General features: G+C 43.5%; 16 protein-coding genes. 6 read left to right on the top strand and 10 right to left on the bottom strand.

Annotation, left to right across the window (positions count from 1 at the left end):
- Window positions 1-25: 25 nt before the first annotated feature.
- The gene (locus F3I09_RS01635) at window positions 26-433 is read left to right on the top strand and encodes a DUF6157 family protein (protein WP_149693295.1); all 408 of its coding nucleotides are present in this window, start codon (window positions 26-28) and stop codon (window positions 431-433) included.
- A gap of 121 nt (window positions 434-554) precedes the next feature.
- Here the strand turns inward: F3I09_RS01635 and F3I09_RS01630 are convergent, their stop codons facing one another.
- From F3I09_RS01630 to F3I09_RS01620, 3 genes are all read right to left on the bottom strand, one after another.
- Window positions 555-3,176, bottom strand: coding sequence for a T9SS type A sorting domain-containing protein (locus tag F3I09_RS01630; RefSeq protein WP_149693294.1), 2,622 nt, complete (start codon window positions 3,174-3,176; stop codon window positions 555-557).
- A 99-nt stretch (window positions 3,177-3,275) separates the two neighbouring features.
- Window positions 3,276-4,805, bottom strand: coding sequence for a tetratricopeptide repeat protein (locus F3I09_RS01625; RefSeq protein ID WP_188133641.1), 1,530 nt, complete (start codon window positions 4,803-4,805; stop codon window positions 3,276-3,278).
- 824 nt (window positions 4,806-5,629) lie between these two features.
- Complete coding sequence (locus tag F3I09_RS01620) at window positions 5,630-6,460, bottom strand: tetratricopeptide repeat protein (protein ID WP_149693292.1); 831 nt, start codon at window positions 6,458-6,460, stop codon at window positions 5,630-5,632.
- A gap of 216 nt (window positions 6,461-6,676) precedes the next feature.
- On the opposite strand from F3I09_RS01620, the gene F3I09_RS01615 reads away from it, so the two are divergent.
- Together F3I09_RS01615 and F3I09_RS01610 are read left to right on the top strand one after the other, a co-directional pair.
- Complete coding sequence (locus F3I09_RS01615; protein WP_149693291.1) at window positions 6,677-7,216, top strand: hypothetical protein; 540 nt, start codon at window positions 6,677-6,679, stop codon at window positions 7,214-7,216.
- Window positions 7,217-7,260: 44 nt separating this feature from the next.
- Complete coding sequence (locus F3I09_RS01610; RefSeq protein WP_149693290.1) at window positions 7,261-7,449, top strand: hypothetical protein; 189 nt, start codon at window positions 7,261-7,263, stop codon at window positions 7,447-7,449.
- Window positions 7,450-7,516: 67 nt separating this feature from the next.
- On the opposite strand, the gene F3I09_RS01605 is transcribed toward F3I09_RS01610, so the two are convergent.
- Window positions 7,517-8,794, bottom strand: coding sequence for a TCR/Tet family MFS transporter (locus F3I09_RS01605; protein WP_149693289.1), 1,278 nt, complete (start codon window positions 8,792-8,794; stop codon window positions 7,517-7,519).
- 513 nt (window positions 8,795-9,307) lie between these two features.
- Here F3I09_RS01605 and F3I09_RS01600 point away from each other — a divergent pair.
- Both F3I09_RS01600 and F3I09_RS01595 read left to right on the top strand, forming a co-directional pair.
- Window positions 9,308-10,123, top strand: coding sequence for an AraC family transcriptional regulator (locus tag F3I09_RS01600; RefSeq protein ID WP_149693288.1), 816 nt, complete (start codon window positions 9,308-9,310; stop codon window positions 10,121-10,123).
- A gap of 98 nt (window positions 10,124-10,221) precedes the next feature.
- Window positions 10,222-10,995: an isocitrate lyase/phosphoenolpyruvate mutase family protein gene (locus F3I09_RS01595; protein ID WP_149693287.1), complete on the top strand. Its 774-nt coding sequence runs from the start codon at window positions 10,222-10,224 to the stop codon at window positions 10,993-10,995.
- A 126-nt stretch (window positions 10,996-11,121) separates the two neighbouring features.
- Here the strand turns inward: F3I09_RS01595 and F3I09_RS01590 are convergent, their stop codons facing one another.
- The 3 genes from F3I09_RS01590 to F3I09_RS01580 all read right to left on the bottom strand — a co-directional run bounded on the left by F3I09_RS01590 (window position 11,122) and on the right by F3I09_RS01580 (window position 13,576).
- Complete coding sequence (locus F3I09_RS01590) at window positions 11,122-12,120, bottom strand: phosphotransferase (protein WP_149693286.1); 999 nt, start codon at window positions 12,118-12,120, stop codon at window positions 11,122-11,124.
- An 11-nt stretch (window positions 12,121-12,131) separates the two neighbouring features.
- Window positions 12,132-12,557 carry a MarR family winged helix-turn-helix transcriptional regulator gene (locus F3I09_RS01585; protein ID WP_223233104.1) on the bottom strand — a complete coding sequence of 142 codons (426 nt, stop codon included), beginning with the start codon at window positions 12,555-12,557 and terminating at the stop codon, window positions 12,132-12,134.
- A 179-nt stretch (window positions 12,558-12,736) separates the two neighbouring features.
- The gene (locus F3I09_RS01580; RefSeq protein ID WP_149693285.1) at window positions 12,737-13,576 is read right to left on the bottom strand and encodes an SDR family NAD(P)-dependent oxidoreductase; all 840 of its coding nucleotides are present in this window, start codon (window positions 13,574-13,576) and stop codon (window positions 12,737-12,739) included.
- A 258-nt stretch (window positions 13,577-13,834) separates the two neighbouring features.
- Between F3I09_RS01580 and F3I09_RS01575 the strand changes: the two genes are divergently transcribed.
- Window positions 13,835-14,122, top strand: a complete 288-nt coding sequence (locus tag F3I09_RS01575) for a putative quinol monooxygenase (protein ID WP_149693284.1) — start codon at window positions 13,835-13,837, stop codon at window positions 14,120-14,122.
- A gap of 63 nt (window positions 14,123-14,185) precedes the next feature.
- On the opposite strand, the gene F3I09_RS01570 is transcribed toward F3I09_RS01575, so the two are convergent.
- The 3 genes from F3I09_RS01570 to F3I09_RS01560 form a co-directional block, all read right to left on the bottom strand.
- Entirely contained in the window at window positions 14,186-14,455 is a 270-nt protein-coding gene (locus F3I09_RS01570; protein WP_149693283.1) for a hypothetical protein, read from the bottom strand.
- 115 nt (window positions 14,456-14,570) lie between these two features.
- Window positions 14,571-15,689, bottom strand: coding sequence for an acyl-CoA desaturase (locus F3I09_RS01565; RefSeq protein WP_223233103.1), 1,119 nt, complete (start codon window positions 15,687-15,689; stop codon window positions 14,571-14,573).
- A 286-nt stretch (window positions 15,690-15,975) separates the two neighbouring features.
- Window positions 15,976-16,755 carry a transglutaminase family protein gene (locus tag F3I09_RS01560; protein WP_149693282.1) on the bottom strand — a complete coding sequence of 260 codons (780 nt, stop codon included), beginning with the start codon at window positions 16,753-16,755 and terminating at the stop codon, window positions 15,976-15,978.
- Window positions 16,756-17,132 lie beyond the last annotated feature (377 nt).

The following is a 17,132-nucleotide window of genomic DNA, read 5'->3' as shown; positions in this document are numbered from 1 at the left end:
AACCTGACCCATAAAAAGTATGTAGATGAAGACCACCAATTATTACAATACATTCATTGAAGTTGCGGAAGACTGCCCTGTAAACGCTGCTGAAGTGCCCCCGATGAGAGGAGAAAAGACTATTGCCAATATTGAATTTGAATTGTTGATCGATAACCCTTACGAGTTTACTTCCGACGATGTGCTTTTCCATGCCCACGCTGCAAAACATCATTTGAAAACCAAAGAATTTGATGCAGAAAGAGAGCAGTTCTTTTCTAAAGGACAGGCTTGTTTCCGAGCCTCTCCGCTTACCAAGCGCTATGGCTGGGGGGCTCATTTCGATGCAGAAGGAAGGATGGCGATCTATGCAGTAGAATCCGACGAATACCAGCGATTCTCAAAAGACAGAAGCCTCGCCCAGGTGAAAGCCATGCGTTCCAAAAAGGCATAATTATATTATGTTTTTTTGAAGGATGATTAAAGAGAAACATATTTATATACGCTGAGTGCGGAAAAAGAAAAAGCGCTCCGTCAGGGGCGCTTTTCGTAGGTACAGGATTACATAGGGCAGCTTATAGCTTGATAAACTTGAACTTCCTTATATCTCCCGGACGGGTTTCTACCAACATGATATACATGCCGCTGGCGAGGCGGGTGATAGGCATGGTGATAGTTGTCTGACCCGTAGGAATGTTGTACTGCTGGATGGAATATTGCCTGCCGGAAACATCCGCCAGTAATATCCTGTATTGGGCAGCCTGCGTAACTCCCTGTACATGCAGATTGATAACGTTGGTAGCCGGCACCGGATAAATGTACATATCGCGCGCGGTCAGTTTAACAGTGTCTGAATAAGCGAAACTGTTATCATTACTTACCAGCTTTAAGCGGTAGTAAACGTTACCAAATTGGGCTGCAAGGGCAGGAAATTCCAGATCTTCGTACTTGTAGTAGAAAGAACCGTTACTATTGGTTGCCTGTTGTGTATTGATGAGGGAAAAGTCTTTATTGTTTGTACTTCTTTCCAGTTCGTAATGCAATAACCCTTCTTCATTTCTTGTTCTCCATTCGAGGAATGCATTACCTCTCTGCAGACTGCCGGTGAAAGAGGTCAGGAACAGCAGTTGAGGAGACAGGAGATTATTCAGCTGGTATTTTACCACACCCAGATCCGATGTTGCAAAATAGATATCTGCATGGTCTTCATAAAATTTGAAGTCTATGGATGAGGTACAGGAAATGTATGCCAGCATATCGGCTGTTACATTTGACCATTTGGCGCCCTTGTTGGTACTGAATGCCAGGCGGGTATCCGAAAAATTGCTGGAAAAAGAGGTGGCAATAATGTGTCCGTTTACAACATCCGAGTATGTTACCTTTCTCATGTCGGCATCAGATAATGATAATGTCCATTGATCGCCACCGTCTGTAGTCTGATAGATACCCCGTGTTGTTGCGACGGCCATTGCTTTTTCATCGAAAGGATTGGCTTTCAGGTCCCAGATCATATCATAATCTTCCAGATCCAGTCCCTGGGACTTTTCCCCCCAGGTCACGCCTCCATCCTGTGAGAGATATACCTTGCTGCCTGCAGCGATGCAGACGGTTTGTCCGCTGTTGCCATTAGGGACGAAGGCGGCTGTCATTAGACCATTGAATGTAACGGGCACAGATATGGCTTCGGGATTGGCTGCATCACTGAAATCGACCCGGAAAAGGGTAGAGAAGGACGAGTAATAGGAATAAGAGATCCAGTAACGATCTTTACTATTAGGGTCCCGCTGAATGAATCCCAGGCCTGTTGCAAACTGGTCGGAAGGCAACTGATTGAGTGTAGCGCCCAGGTCATCGCTATAAAACAGTTCGGCAGCATTAAAGAATCCGTCACTGGCCCTGAACAGGAAGATGCGCCCCGGTACGGTCGTATCTGGTATGACCTGCATTTCGCGCACATTTACCATGTCGTACGCCTGAATATTGTACGCGGTTGATTTGCTGGTGGTAAGGTTTTTAGAGATATACCCGCCCAGTACGGAATAATATAACTGCTGGTTGTTGCCATTGCTGCCCAGCGCTACTGATGAAGCTACGCAGAAAGGCAGTTTGAGCTGGGTGAAAGTTTTCCCTCCATCGGTACTATGCTGCGGCCAGGCATCTGAAAAGACCAGCAGGTCATTGCTGTTCTTTGGGTTGATGAGCAGGGAAGTGCCATAGTAATATACCGTTGATCTGGGTTGAAAGGTGGTAGACGTCCAGTGTGCACCTCCATCGGTGCTTTTCAGTATCTCATTCTCATCTGTTATCCAGAGGTTCCTGTTATTGCCCGGATCGTATACAATCTGAACGATATTGTCCAGTGTCTGGTCGGTAAAGGTTACCGGCACCTGTTCAAAAGTTTTGCCACTATCCAGGGTATGAAAAAGCGCTTCCGGGCCTACACCAAAATTGATAGATGAACCGATAAAGAACTCTTTATGATCTTTAGGATTAAAGGCAAAGGCGGAGAATGATCCCTTGCCGGCCAGTTCTTCCCGCCAGGTATTGCCTTCATCTGAAGAAATGAACAGTCCTCCGTTCACTCCCTCGGAACCGAGACTTCTGGCGAGATAGATCTTTTTAGGATCGTCAGGGTGAAGGAAGGAGCTATTGATATGGACGCTGGCGTTCTCCCTGCTATAATAGATGCCAGACATATTTTCACCGCCGTCTTTGGTAAAATAGACTTCCGTGAACGGGGTAAAGCCGTCCATGTACTGGGTATTGATAACAGCTATCATTCCTTGCGGATCATAAATATCGTAGGATACTACCCATGCACCGAGGTAGTGATCCGGTGTAATATAGTGCCTGATGGTAGCTTTGGTTTCCAGATCGACTACATACAGGCCACTCATTGACATATCGGGGGCTCTGGCAGCGAAAGCAAATGATTTGTTGCCAGGCAATAGTTTGAATGATGTTATCTGGGTAGCACTGTTCTCAAAGGAATAAAAGATCTCCCAGCTATTGCCCCGGTCATTGGAGACCATGATATGGTTGATCAGGCTGATAGCATATAGTCTTTCCGGTACTGAGGGATCTTGTATAACGTTCCATAGCTTCCCATGGTCGCCGGTAGCTTCATAGGAAAACTGCTGGGCATTGGCTGAAAAAAACAGTAAGAATAATAAGTTGAAGAGTAAAAATTTTCTCATGTATTTTGGTCGATTGGGTGCTGTGTGAAAGTACCCCGCTTCTCCCAAAACGCATATGTAATTAACAGGACAAGGCCCGGACAAAGTGTGAAATTTGTCCTATAGCCCTGATAAATACTCAAAAAGTGAGGTATTATCAGGTAATTGCATCTTTTTGGTAATACGTTCCTTCCGTTTACGGCAACCTTCGGGAGTGATGTTCAGCAGCGACGCAATTTCCTTTGTATTCAGGTTCATGTATATGTACGACAGGAAGCGGACGTCGTTTGAGGTCAGGTTGGGATGGTTCTGACGGAGGGCGTTCAGGAATCCCTGGTTCACTTCCTGGAAATGGGTGCTAAAGTCGTCCCATTCATCGTCGGTCCGCAGGTAACTTTTGAGCTGGGAAATATGCCTCGTACTATCCTTACTTAAATCAGGCATTTTGGAAAGGGTGGTGATGATCTCGTCGATCAGCTCATTTCTGCCGGAGAGGTATAAGGCTTTGGCAGACAGCTTGCGGTTCCGGATCTCGATCTCGTTTTTCAGCCTTTCCTGTTCCAGAAGGGCGGCGGTTTCTTTCTCTTTCAATTGTTCTTCCAGCAGTAGCTTCTGGCTCTTTTCATTTTCAAATTCCAGGGCCATGATCTTGTGGCTTCGTTCAGCGATCACTGCTTTCTGACGGTTTTCCACCGCTTTGATACGTATCAGCCAGATAAAAAAAGCGATGATAATGGCAATAAAGGCCAGGGCCGTATACAGTAAGCGGCGCTGGCTGGTGAGCTGGGCCTCATTCAGGGAAAGGGTATGTTTTGAGTTCAGCAGCTCAAATTTCAGCTTACTGTTTTCAAATTGCTGACCGTTCTTGATGATATTGATAGAATCCCGGAAACGCAATACAGAGTCTTTATCGGCCAGCGCCAGGGCATAGGCGTGGCTCTTAAAGTGGATGTCAGACAATGTCTGGTAGGCCTCAATCTTTTCTTCGAGGTTGGGAGATCGGGCCAGGGCTTCGGTGGCAAAGAAAATGGCCTGGTCCAGGTTATTCTCCTTCAGTTTCACCGAGGCCAGCAGGGTATTGATGGTAATCTGTTCATCCCGGTAACCTGAATCGCGGGCTGTTTTGAGCAGCTTTGTGGCCAGGTGGTCAGCTTCGGTGGTATTGCCCTCCTGGAATTGGTTCTGGGCATAGGAGTATTGTGCGCCCAGCAATCTCCGGGCATCATTCTGCAGGTAAGCCGTCGCTTCCCGGAGGTAATCCCGGGCTTTTTCCAGCTTATGCGTTTCATTGTGTACAATACCCAGGTTTAAGGCGTAAATACCAATCCTGATCTTATCGTTTTTTTCTTTGGCGATGTCGTAGGCCTTCAGAAAGTATTCTTCGGCTTTATCGAAGTTTTTTTCCTTGGAGTAGAGGATGGCGATATTGTTCAGGACCGTCATTTCCAATGTGGCATCCTTTTCCTTCATGGCGATGTTGTATGCGCTGAAGAAGTTCCGTAAGGCCTCGCCATAGTCCAGCATGAAATAGTAGGTCAGGCCGATATTGTTAGTGGCCAGGAATAATTGCTTCTGCCAGTGGTTTTCGGTAGAAAGGTGCTGTGCTTCTGTGAGCAGGGTAATAGCCGGAGCGAACTTTTTGGCAAACATAGAATCTATGCCTCTTTTGATGAGGGAATCACAGTAAGGCTTGCCGTTAGGATGAGCATACAGACTGGAGAATAGGAAGATTCCGGTTATTAGTAAATACTTTAAATGCTTCATTGATGCAAGAGGGTGGCTTGGAATACAGATTTTGGTTGGCAGCCCGCCTACGGCGGATGGTTTGAAAATAGTAAAAAATAAATAAAGCTGCTATATGGCTTGCAAGTTTGATCCTGGCTTGATGTTAAAAATATGCCTCCCGGGAGAGGATTTTCAGCCCTGTATGCATGTTGTATACAACGTGCATATGACCAGCATTATCCTCCGTTCTTCCTCCGTTCTTCCTCCGTTTTTCCTCCGTTTTTAACGGAAGAAGAACGTAAGGATATCCTGATCATATGCAACTCATATACTGGCTATATGAAAGACGTAACCGGCTTTACTGCAAATGACGAAAGGGTCTTATCACGGGATTAAGGGCCTTTATGTCAGGATTAAGGGCTTTCGTATACATCGTTTAAAACCACATTGAGATCTTTCTTAACATTGCATTGTGCGTCATGGATAACGGTGCAGCGTATTAATAAACCTCAAAATCAACTGAAATGAAATGGATTTATTTGTTCCTGCTTTACGTGGGTATAACGTTTATTATAACAGAATGTTACAATATGTTCCGGTTGTATAATGTGCCGGCTGATTGTCTGTTATCAAAAGGGGGGGATGTTTTCGATACCGGAGCGGCTTTTAATGAGGCTTTGCTGTTGAGGGAAATAAAAAACGTCCCATCGGTAGATGAGACGTTTTCATGTTGTATGCAGAAGATTTTTCTATGAAGGCGTGTCTGTTGATGTTGTGATGGACTTGAGGGTGAATTTAGCAAGTTCAATATTGGCTGTAGTGGCATCCGGAGAAAAAATAAGATTACCTAATAATTGTCTGGCTGCTTCTTTCTCACCTTTATCGTTCAGGATTATTGCCTTATTGATCAGCAGGATTCCTTTGGTCTCAGCATCAGGTGATTTTGAAAGTCCCTGTTCTATAGCAGCTAAGCGTTGGGAGTTGTCTGTTAATAATGAAGCCAATTCTTTCCACGCGGGGGCGAAGCCAGGTACTTTTTCTGTTATTAATTTTGCAATTTCTATTTTTTGGGCTTCATCTTTAGCCCATTCTATCTGCATATAAGCAGTATAGAGTCCTTCAGGGAATCTGCCTGACTTTTCTCCTTCAAGTGCATATATTGCGGTCTTTGTGGTGAAAAATCCTTTGGGTACCAGTTCATCTGCTTTTTTATAAAACTTCAACGCATTTTCGGCATCTCCTTTTAGGAGATATGTGAATGCAAGATCATAGGGAGGATATGCCCATGTTGGAGCCATCTGGATAGCTTGTGTAAGCTGGGAAATGGCTTCATCATATTTTCCGGCTTCTCCGGCTTGCCTCGCGGCCTGATGTAGGCTAACTGCTTTTTCATCGATGGATGTTTCCATTTTTGTTTCATAGTTTACCTGTCCGGTAGCGTCTGCAAGCTCTGAGGCGTACAGAGTATGTCCGAGACTGTCTTTAAAAATAAGTTGTGTTGTTGCCGGATCGGCGCTTTTATTATTTGGCTGACACGATATGATTGTCAGCAAACTGAGGATGCAGGCGATGGATCGCATAGCGGTAATAATATATCGTATAGGGTATAATGTGAGATGTGAAGGTAGTTAATAAGACGGGATTATAAGGAGGCTTAAAATAAAATATAAATAGTAGTCTGAGATTCTTCAATATTTGATTTAACGATGTGACATTATGTTGAGATCTGCAACATAGATAACGCCAGCTTTTCGCAGGTACCTGTGAATGAATAATTGCATTGTCAAACAAGAATAATGATTACGATAAATTTTGAAGAAACTTTTGAGCCTACATTTATGGAAAGTGATTTCTCTATGATGACTTTTAATTCGCCTCAAATCGATGGCTCAATTGTACCAATAATAGTAAAAATTGATCCACATCCTGATCCTTATTTGCCCGGTGTATATAATCTTGGTTTTGGCCCATCTGACGGCCAAGGAGAGTTCAGTGACGATATACGTCTGCGGCATGAGAATATAGGTAAAGTATTTTCAACCGTTTTATTTCATGGGTTAACCTTCTTACAGGAAAACCCTGAATTAATTTTGGGAATAGATGGCTCTGATGATCTTAGGGCTACTTTGTATCATCTTATGGTAAAGTCAAATCGTGTTTATTTAAGTGAGTTTTTTGTTATAATAGGAGTGGACTGGTACGTCAGAGTGTTCAGAGACGGGAATTATGAACTTGATGCTGATGGAAATTTACTATCTAAACCTAAGTCGGAACAGTTTGATTATGAACGCACAAGACATGATCTTTACAGATATTATATGTTCCATCTTAAATAGACCAGTGAATAAAATTTTACTAATTATTTGATTATATTTGTATTATGAATCAGAAAATACAGAAAAAAATAGATCAGTATAAAAAACTCGCAAAAGGGAAAATAGCTGATGCTGTAACTGTTCAAAAGAGCAGGCCTCAACGTATTGATGGTTTGTCAAAAGTTATACGCTCACAAAAGGACGCCGATAACTTTATGGCAGAGCTCAACAGTATTATTAAGAGAGCCAGATAATTTACTTATAAATTTTATAAAAAAGGACGGATAATTCCGTCCTTTTTTATTGCGCAATAAATATTCATCAATGCATCGGCACATCTGTCAGATCTTTACCGGCAATCACATTCCTCAGCTCAGGGCTCTCTTTCTTTTCACGTGTCAATACCTTGTAGGTGATAATGATACTGAGCAGCATACACACAGCCCCAATTAAGAAGTGTATTCCAGGGAAGTGAAACGGTGCTTTATCTGTTGTGAAATAACTGAATGTGCTGTTCATGATCAGTGGACCTATAATAGTTGTCAGACTCATCAGACCGGTAAGAGCGCCCTGTAATTCGCCCTGCTGATTACGCGGCACATGTCCGGAAATAACGGATTGTATAGACGGACCGCAGATACCGCCCAGGCAGTAAGGAATCAGGAATGCAAACATCATCCAACCCTGTGTAGCGAAGGCAAAGAGGACCAATCCCAGTGTATAAAGAGAAAGACCAAGATAGATACTTTTTTCATTGCCGATCCTGGGGATGAGCACCCTGGTCAGTCCTGCCTGTACGGCTCCTACCAGTACACCCACTACAGCGAGGGAGATACCTACCATTTTCTCACTCCAGTGAAAACGGTAGATGGTAAAGAAGTTCCAGTTACCCTGTACTGACTGAGCACCCAGGTAGATAAGGAAAAAGCTGACGGCCAGTCCGCCGATCTCAGGATGTTGCGTGAGGAATTTCAGCGATCCGAAAGGATTTGCACGTTTCCATTCAAATGGACGGCGGTTCTCTTTACTCAGTGATTCCGGTAATATGAAGAGGCCATATAAGCAGTTCAGCAAACAGAGGCAGGCAGCAGCGTAGAATGGCGCCCTGATACCCCAGGTAGCCAGTAATGCGCCGAGAGCGGGCCCGAGCACAAAGCCAAGACCGAAAGCAGCGCCGATCATACCGAAATTCTTTGCTCTTGATGCTTCATCCGGGCTAACATCAGCAATATAGGCCGTGGCAGTGGTAAAGCTGGCGCCTGTCATACCGGCGATGACACGTCCTATGAACAGCCAGCCATAAGTTGGGGCCAGTGCCAGAATAATGTAGTCAATACCGAAGCCCAGCAGGGAAAACAGTAAGATGGGGCGGCGACCAAACCTGTCACTCAGATTACCTACTACTGGTGCAAAAATAAATTGCGTGATAGCAAAAACGGATAACAACAACGCGCCATAGGGACTGGCTTCGTTCACTGATATGCCTTTTAGCTGGGCAATCAGGTCAGCCATAACAGGGATAATCAATCCCCATCCCATGATGTCAATCAATAAAGTAATAAAAATAAAGCCAATTGCAGACTTTCTGGATGTATGCATAGAATTGAAATTGAGACTTGTGAAATAGAGTAATATGGCCTTCCGGGCAGGGTATTACATTAGCATGTATATGATGATATGGCATAGTAGCCACCTATGCATGTCATATACCTATCTGCAAAACGTGTTATTGTCGATGTTAATATGATTGTTGTTGATCTGTATTTGCATATACTGCTTCCTCTGACGCAAACTTAGTGCGAAATACTTAATATCAGGGGAGGCAAATACGCCAAATTACAGGGGTAGTTGCGTCAACGTGCATGGTTTCGCCTGGATGTTTCATAGTAACTATTTGATTGATAAGATATAACTAAATATGTTTATCAAGATTGAAACAGTATCTGTTTCATGAAGCAAAAGTAGTCAGAACAGCGGGGGAGTACAACCTGCTAAAGGTAAAGCTGTGGAAAAAACCGGTAAAAGCAGGAATTAGGTCGGTGAATCTGTAAGCAGGAAAACAGTTCCGTTTTTTACAATGTTGCCTTCAGCAATACCTTTATATTTGTATTGATGATTTTCAAAGAAATTCTTCCAGGCTCAAAACTGCAGCCATACATCAAATGCTTCTACTACTACGAATCTGATTCAGACAGGAGCTATGATGACATCGTGTTCCCCAGCGGAACGATGGAAGTGATCTTTAATTTAGGAACAGGCAACTGGCGGTCAAAAGAGGGCGATGCCTTTTATACAACGCCGCCTGTTGAACTCTGGGGCCAGATAACAAAACCGTTGGCCATACAGTCAGTTGGCCGGAATATTATGCTGGGCTTTAAATTTTATCCCCACTCGGCCGCTTATTTTTTTGACGGGCAGGTATCAGCATTTAATAATAAAATTATTGATGCCGGTGATGTATTAGGCCCCTCATTAAGAACATTGCATGATAAGTTGCTGGAAACGCCTGACCTGCAGGCAAGGGTGGCATTGATGGAGACTTATTTATGGCAGAAACTGGCTGCATCAGAGAAGAGGCATAACAAGATCCGCTTTGTTGGAGATATTGTGCATTATCTCAAAAAGAATTACAGCGATGATAATATTGTTTCCTTATCCCATCGCCATAATATATCTACACGGTATCTGAATATGTTGTTTTCAGAATATACCGGCTTAGCGCCCAAATTATTTTATAAAATAAACCGCTTTCAGCACAGCCTGAACCTTATTTCCCAGCAGGAGGAAAAGCTTACCAGCATTGCTTACAGTTCAGGATATTTTGACCAGGCGCACTTCATTAAAGAGTTTAAGCTTTTTACCGGCGTTACCCCCAATACTTTCGCTAAACAGGCTTCACCTATTAACCAGGTACTGGCCGGCAGTTAATCTTTTCCGTTTTATACAATTTGTACTTGTCTTGCTGTGATAGTTTTGCTATTAAATAACTGGCAAATCAAATACATCAATTCAAAATAATACAGATTATGAAAAACAGATTTGACGAATTTTTAGCACTGCATCACAGCGATGATTTGTTGCGTATTGGAAATGTATGGAATGCACAGAGCGCTAAGGTATATGGAGCGCAGGGCTTCAAGGCAGTGGGAACATCCAGTGCAGCAGTGGCAGCATCCCTGGGTTTTTCCGACGGAGAGGAAATGGCCTTTGAAGATTATTTATTCGTTGTTCAACGGATACTCGCATCCACCAATGCGATAGTAACGGTGGATATCGAAGGAGGATATGGTCGCACGGCAGAAGAGATCAGCAGTAATATCAAACGTTTATATGAGGCAGGCGTGTCTGGTATTAACATAGAAGATTCTGTTGTAACCAATGGAGAAAGACATATCATAGATGCAGGAGCGTTTGCAGAGAAACTGCGGCAGATGATGGAACTGCTCAAGAGGGACGGTGTTAAAATGTTTGTCAACGTAAGGTCGGATAGCTTTTTACTCGATATGCCCAATGCATTGAAAGATGCGCTTGGGAGAATAGCGCTTTACCAGGAAACCGGTGTGCATGGATTGTTTTTCCCCTGCATCAACAAGATTGCGGATATTAACAAGATCACTGCATCGTCAAAATTGCCTGTAAGCGTGATGTGTATACCTGGCCTGCCATCGTTTGATGAGTTACAAAAGGCTGGTGTAAAAAGAGTAAGTGACGGACCGTTTTTGAACATGCACATTTACAAGGAACTTGAAGACACCATCTCAAAGATCAGGTCAGAAAATAGCTTTGCCAGTCTGTTTTAACAAACAGTACTATTTATCCCCTGTTACAGACATCTGATAATCTATAACAGGGGATAATGTTATGAAGCGAAAAACAGATCATTCACATAGAAGATAAATTCCTTGTCCCGGTCTCCTGCCGGCAATTTACCCGATGATCGCGAGCGCGGTTGCAAACCGAGGGGTACGCATCTGATGCACCGCCTCATTCAGCAGGGCTTTCCCATACATTAGCTGGCCTTCATAAGTAGCCAGGGATATTTTACCGGCTCCCATCTGTGCGCCAAACTCTCTCACCGTAATGCCTTCCATCTCCGGGTTATGAACATGATCCTCCGGCTTACCCTTGGCAGCAAGCTGGAACATCAGCATAGAGTAAATGATCCTGCCCACCTGGCGCATGATATAAAAGCGGGCTAGTTTATAATCATCTGTAGCGCCATCAAAGTATGTATCAAGGAATGCTTTTTCCTGTTCTTCGCTATACACAAAGAAATTGGCAGCATTGGCCAGATCAATATACCGGTCGTTTAAAGAGGAAACGTCCCAATCGATGATCCAGATCCTTTCTCCATCGCATAAGACATTGCTGGGATTCATGTCGTTATGGCTGAATACTTTTTCCTGATCATTCCAGGGATATTTGCTTCTGATGGAATCATAGTTGCTGAAACATTCATCGAATACAGGACCTGACAGGATATTGCTTTTCCTGAAGCCGGCTATTATACCGTCAATAGTTTCCCGCAGATCATTGTTACCTGCCTGATAAGGTACACTATGAATGGCCTTGATCATTGCAGCCAGTTCCTGTGGCAATCTTTCAGGGCCGAAAACAGTGCGTACAGGTTTGTTATTAACAAAACCGCTGATAGAAACGCCATTTGCCGTATCGTGGTAGTGCAGGGGAGGAGCAATACCTGCATCTGCCGCCAGTTTCAGGTTGGGTGAGAATGAAGCCGCTTTATCCAGTTTCAGCACATAGGGCTGGTCGTTGACGACGATTTTAAATACAGGCGCTGCTGAAAGTCCGCCGGCCAGCGGCACAATATCACTAACGCCGGAGGTTCCGAAGGTCTGCTGCAAAGCCGTTTCAACTGCAGCTGTGAGAGGGGCAGGGATGTGTTGGGATAGTGTCTGTGACATATAGCATGGGTTTAAATGGTAGTTCCAAGCAGTTTAAAGAGTGCGGTAAGTGATTGATTCCTGGTGATCTCTGCAGGAACAATTTCTTTAGCAATGGCGTTAGCAGTTTCTTTTGCTTCCTCATACACCCGTTTGCCTGCAGCGGTCAGCACGGCATAACTTACACGGGCATCTCTTTCACTGGCTTCTCTGCTTACCAGGCCTGTTTTTTCCATAGGCAATAACATACGGGTAATGCCTGAAGCGGTAAGACCAACCTTTTCCGCGAGGTCCGTACGCCGTAGTCTTTCACCGGGGGCCTGATGCAACAGGTAGAGGATCATAAAATCGGTAAAACCTATGCCGTGCACACTTAACCCGTCAAACCTGCGGGACATTATCGCCTGCATTTTTGCCAGGTTCATTAGTAACTTCAGAGAATGGTTTATTGTTGACATATACTTGAGTATTCAAGTATTTCAAAGGTAAATATATTTTCCGGATTACAAACAACATGCTGGAGGAAATCGGGCTATGGAGCGTTTGGGAAAGCTGGTATGGGGCGCTGCCGTCTTTGCAGGTGGCCATACCAGCATGTGAATGAGGATCTGATTAATTTGTCAGGGCTTTAGACGTATTACTCAAAATCTGCGGAAATGGATGTGCGCTTCCATGCTTCCAATTCTGCAGTCATATCCGCAAGTTTTTCGGATGCCCGCTTGTAGGCGTCTTGCCCGAGGTATAAATGAAGTGGAGGCTGTTCACTTTCTGCGAGCTCAATTAATATGGCTGATGCTTTATCGGGGTCGCCGGACTGCTTGCCATTATTTGTCAGATAGCGCTCCCTGGTAGATTTAACCGCTTTATAACCTTCTATGCCGCTTTCAATATTTGCCAGGGAATTCTCTGTAAGAAATCCGGTACGAAAACCAGATGGTTCTGCAACGGTTACCTTGATACCAAATTCTTTAACATCCAGTGCAAGCACTTCCGAAAATGCTGCCAGTGCAGCCTTGGTAGCCGAATAAACAGACCAGCCAGGCGCTCCTACAAATCCTGCAACTGAACCAATGTTGATAATGTAGCCTGACTGTTGCTTGCGCATAACAGGCAATATGCTCTTTACCACGTTGACTGCAGCCAGTACGTTCACATCAAAAATCTTCCTGATATCCTGTTCGGCAATTTCTTCCACGACACCCATCATGCCATATCCGGCATTATTAACGAGAACATCAATGCGGCCGAATGCAGCAATTGTTTGCTGAACAGATTCATTGATACAATCCGGGTTGTTCAGATCAACGCTCAGCGGAAGAAAACGCTCAGCATCGATCAGTTCTACGGCTGCTTTTAAGGTTTGTGCGTTACGGGAAGTCGCTGCCACGCGGTAACCAGCTTCAAGCAGTTTTTTAACAAGGGTGAGCCCCAATCCCTGTGAGGCACCTGTTACATACCAGACTTTTGCATTGTTCATAGCTTTTCGTTTTAGAAGTCAGGGCTGGTTAAGCGGTTACCCTGGCAATACAAAGGTGCGAAGGAATTATACAGCAATTGCGTGATGTACGTCACATTTGAACAAACGACTGCTCCCTGATCAATGATGAGTTAACAGCGATGTGGTCTGTTAAATGTTTTTATATCATTATTATAATATAAGGGTATAAATCATCTTATTTTAGTAATACCAGCCAGCCATCTATTTTTGCTTTATCAAAAGAGATACTACAGTATTATGAAAATTCATTTAACAGCCATCATCAGGGCAAAAGATGAGTACAGGGACGAGGTTGCCGCTGTATTACAGAATATGGTACTGCATACCCGCAATGAAGAGGCTTGCGAACTTTACAGTTTACACCAGGGTATTGAAGATAAAAGTGTGTTTACCTTTTATGAAATATGGAAAAGTAAGGAAGGGTTGGATGTTCATAACCAGCAACCATACATCAAAGCATTTGGCGAGCTTGTGGAAGAGAAGTTGCAGGAAAAACCGATTGTTTTATCAACAGTTTTAATATAGGGAATCCCATCCGTATCAGGAATGGGTAGGGTGTTGCCTGCTGATAATACTTACTTAATCTCATTAGGTAATGTTGGGATAGGAGAGACTTTGCATCAGCTCTGGAGCAGATGCTCCCGGTAGCTCAGCTGGCTGTTTAGTGCTACCCGCATCTTCAGACCTCTGATCAACATAGAGCATCCGTAAACGGAGGTCGCCACACCCATCCCAATACCAACAAATGTGATGACCCAGGAATGAGATAATAGATTGTAGATGGAAAATATTATTCCACACACAGCTATAGCTGTTGACCAGGAAGCCAGGTAATAATCCTGGGTTCCGCTTTGCCATATTGCGGGACATAGTAGGTGACCCTTTCGCTGCTGTAGAAATAACGGGAGTCTATATAAAGGATGGTGGAGTGCTAATGAAACGTGCTTTCAAATTGTTTTTATAAATCAGGCTGTCAGGACATTTGCTCTTTTCCAAGTACTTTCAACATTTTTGCATGCTCCATCAAGGCCCGCCAGAAAGTATGCTTTACATGATAAGGTAATCCAAAATCCTCAGCAGTTTCCTTTACAATAGGTGCCAGTTTCCTGTAATGAATATGACATATATTCATAAACAGATGGTGTTCTATCTGAAAATTGAGACCTCCGATAAACCACGAGAATAACCGGCTATAAGGTGCAAAATTTGTTGAATTAGTCAATTCGTGAATGGCCCAGCTATCCTTGATGTGGCGTTTACCATCTTCAACTATCGGCTCAGGAAAGGTAGAATCAGGCATAATATGAGCTGGCTGAAAAATACATGCAAGCATAAAGCCGGCTGTAAAATGCATAATTACAAACCCTGTCAGCACGAAATACCATGCTTGACCAGAGAATAAAAGTGGCAACACCAATACATAGCCATAATAGAACATTTTGTACCAGGTAATATGAAAAATGGCCTTCCTTAAGGATACTTTTTGTTTCACGAGCAGATTACGCCGTTTATAGCGAATTGCCTGCAGGTAATCTTTTACAGTCATCCAATACAGTGTCATGCACATATAAAAAAACCAGGCATACAGATGCTGATAACGATGAAACCAATACCATTGCTGTCTGGGCGAGAGACGTAAAAGCACTATACTGTCAATGTCTTCATCAAGGCCATCTATATTTGTATAAGTATGATGCAGTAAATTGTGCTGGATCTTCCAGTTAACACTATATCCGCCAATTACTTCGAGAATATGTCCTAATAAAGCATTAACTTTCTTGTTAGGAGAATATGCGCCGTGGTTGGCATCGTGCATAACGGAAGTCCCAATTCCCACGATGCCACATCCCATCAGTAGCCAGAATAACCAGAATAGTAGAACGTTTTCAGCTCCAATGCTGCTGATTATCAAAATATAGGGAACCAGGTAAACAAGTATCATAACTATTGTCTTTCTCCACATACCAGCATTGGCGTATGGAGAAATTCCGGTGGTCTGAAAGTAATCCTGGACTCTGGCATTGACCGAATCAATAAAACTGCTGTTTCCTTTTGAGGCGAATCGAACTATATTTGTCTTTGTGACGCTCATATAATATGTTTATAAGATATTGAATGGAGGTTTACATCCAGGGCTAACACTCTCTCTAAAGGTCGACTTTTTTTGCAGCAATGATTTTTATTTATTAAATGGAAACAACAGGTAAGACCACTGGAATCTGGCTTATGGAATGGCTATTCGGAATACCTGCTGCAACAAAACTTTAATTCAAGCCTGATGGTTGCCGGAACAACTGCCAGAAAAATTATACATGCTGCCGGTGGAGATCTGGAAGTTGAAAGCATACCCGGCAAGGGCAGTAAGCTTATTATCTATTTTAAAGTTTTATAACTTTTACTTCCATTTTTGTAAGTACTACATTTCCAAAGTGACTGGCAAAAGCAACATCAGCCGCATCCCGCCCATAGGCCATAATAATGCGTCCCCCTACGGGGTCTGGCATTAAGGCATCAAAGATATACCAGCGGTCGCCTACAAAAGCCTCAAACCAGGCATGTAGGTCCATTGGTTTTAAATCATACAGGTATCCCACCACCATGCGGGCAGGTATATTCATGCTACGGCAAAGTGCTATAGCTACGTGAGCAAAATCCCTGCATACCCCCGTTCTGCTTTGCAGTACATCTACCGCAGATGTAGAACTATTCGTAGTACCGTATTCACGGGAGATGTTATGATAGCACCACTGCCGGATCGCTCCCACCTGTGAATAACCTGATTGTATCCCCATTGTGATCTGCATAGCCAGTTCAGCTACCTTGTCTGATTCGCAATACCTGCTGGGTAGCAGAAATTGTAATACATCATCTGGAAGTTCTTCTACAGGTTTATATCCGGCATCTGTATCTACATCAATATTTGCATCACACTCAGCAATAACGCGGCTCTCAAGTATAGTAGTGCCAGCCGGAATAATGATACGCTGGCAGATATTGCCATACCCATCTATATATTCACTCACCGGCAATTGAGGTGTAGTTAAAAACGCTTCCTGCCTGATAGACTGTGCAGGCCCGCTTTTGGAACGTAGCATGAAAATACTGGTAACGGGATCATCTGCATACATTTCGAAATAGGAGGAGGCTTGTAAGAGCATGTTAACTGGGTGCGTTTAATATTGTTCAATGATATTAATAGTACCAAATATATCCCTATCCTGCCGTAATTACGAGGATTGTCTCAATTCCTTTTTATTCCGGGAAAAGAAACTCAGGCACTATCTGATTTACGTATTCCTCAGCGTTCGCTGATCACAGGACCATTTTAGGAGCACCTTACAATAGTATTTCAGACCAATTAATAAAATCATATTTAGCGCTTTACTGTGGTAAAACGACAAAATATATCGAATTAAAAAGCCTTCAAATCCAAAGACCTGAAGGCTTTACTTTTTGATGCGGGCTGGGAGGAACAAGCTTCGAACCAGTTCGCAGATGATTTATGCCGGATATTGCATTTTGTTGCCCGGTTTTG

It is taken from the genome of Chitinophaga sp. CF418, from assembly GCF_900142925.1.
GTDB lineage: Bacteria > Bacteroidota > Bacteroidia > Chitinophagales > Chitinophagaceae > Chitinophaga.
The sequence above is the reverse complement of the archived record's forward strand: the minus strand, read 5'-3'. Positions and strand labels throughout refer to the sequence as shown.

Bases quoted from the DNA above. Each gene is read 5' to 3' on its own strand.
- F3I09_RS01635 (WP_149693295.1), top strand. From the start codon at position 26: ATGAAGACCACCAATTATTACAATACATTCATTGAAGTTGCGGAAGAC.
- F3I09_RS01630 (WP_149693294.1), bottom strand. From the start codon at position 3,176: ATGAGAAAATTTTTACTCTTCAACTTATTATTCTTACTGTTTTTTTCA.
- F3I09_RS01625 (WP_188133641.1), bottom strand. From the start codon at position 4,805: ATGTTTGCCAAAAAGTTCGCTCCGGCTATTACCCTGCTCACAGAAGCA.
- F3I09_RS01620 (WP_149693292.1), bottom strand. From the start codon at position 6,460: ATGCGATCCATCGCCTGCATCCTCAGTTTGCTGACAATCATATCGTGT.
- F3I09_RS01615 (WP_149693291.1), top strand. From the start codon at position 6,677: ATGATTACGATAAATTTTGAAGAAACTTTTGAGCCTACATTTATGGAA.
- F3I09_RS01610 (WP_149693290.1), top strand. From the start codon at position 7,261: ATGAATCAGAAAATACAGAAAAAAATAGATCAGTATAAAAAACTCGCA.
- F3I09_RS01605 (WP_149693289.1), bottom strand. From the start codon at position 8,794: ATGCATACATCCAGAAAGTCTGCAATTGGCTTTATTTTTATTACTTTA.
- F3I09_RS01600 (WP_149693288.1), top strand. From the start codon at position 9,308: ATGATTTTCAAAGAAATTCTTCCAGGCTCAAAACTGCAGCCATACATC.
- F3I09_RS01595 (WP_149693287.1), top strand. From the start codon at position 10,222: ATGAAAAACAGATTTGACGAATTTTTAGCACTGCATCACAGCGATGAT.
- F3I09_RS01590 (WP_149693286.1), bottom strand. From the start codon at position 12,120: ATGTCACAGACACTATCCCAACACATCCCTGCCCCTCTCACAGCTGCA.
- F3I09_RS01585 (WP_223233104.1), bottom strand. From the start codon at position 12,557: ATGTCAACAATAAACCATTCTCTGAAGTTACTAATGAACCTGGCAAAA.
- F3I09_RS01580 (WP_149693285.1), bottom strand. From the start codon at position 13,576: ATGAACAATGCAAAAGTCTGGTATGTAACAGGTGCCTCACAGGGATTG.
- F3I09_RS01575 (WP_149693284.1), top strand. From the start codon at position 13,835: ATGAAAATTCATTTAACAGCCATCATCAGGGCAAAAGATGAGTACAGG.
- F3I09_RS01570 (WP_149693283.1), bottom strand. From the start codon at position 14,455: ATGGCAAAGCGGAACCCAGGATTATTACCTGGCTTCCTGGTCAACAGC.
- F3I09_RS01565 (WP_223233103.1), bottom strand. From the start codon at position 15,689: ATGAGCGTCACAAAGACAAATATAGTTCGATTCGCCTCAAAAGGAAAC.
- F3I09_RS01560 (WP_149693282.1), bottom strand. From the start codon at position 16,755: ATGCTCTTACAAGCCTCCTCCTATTTCGAAATGTATGCAGATGATCCC.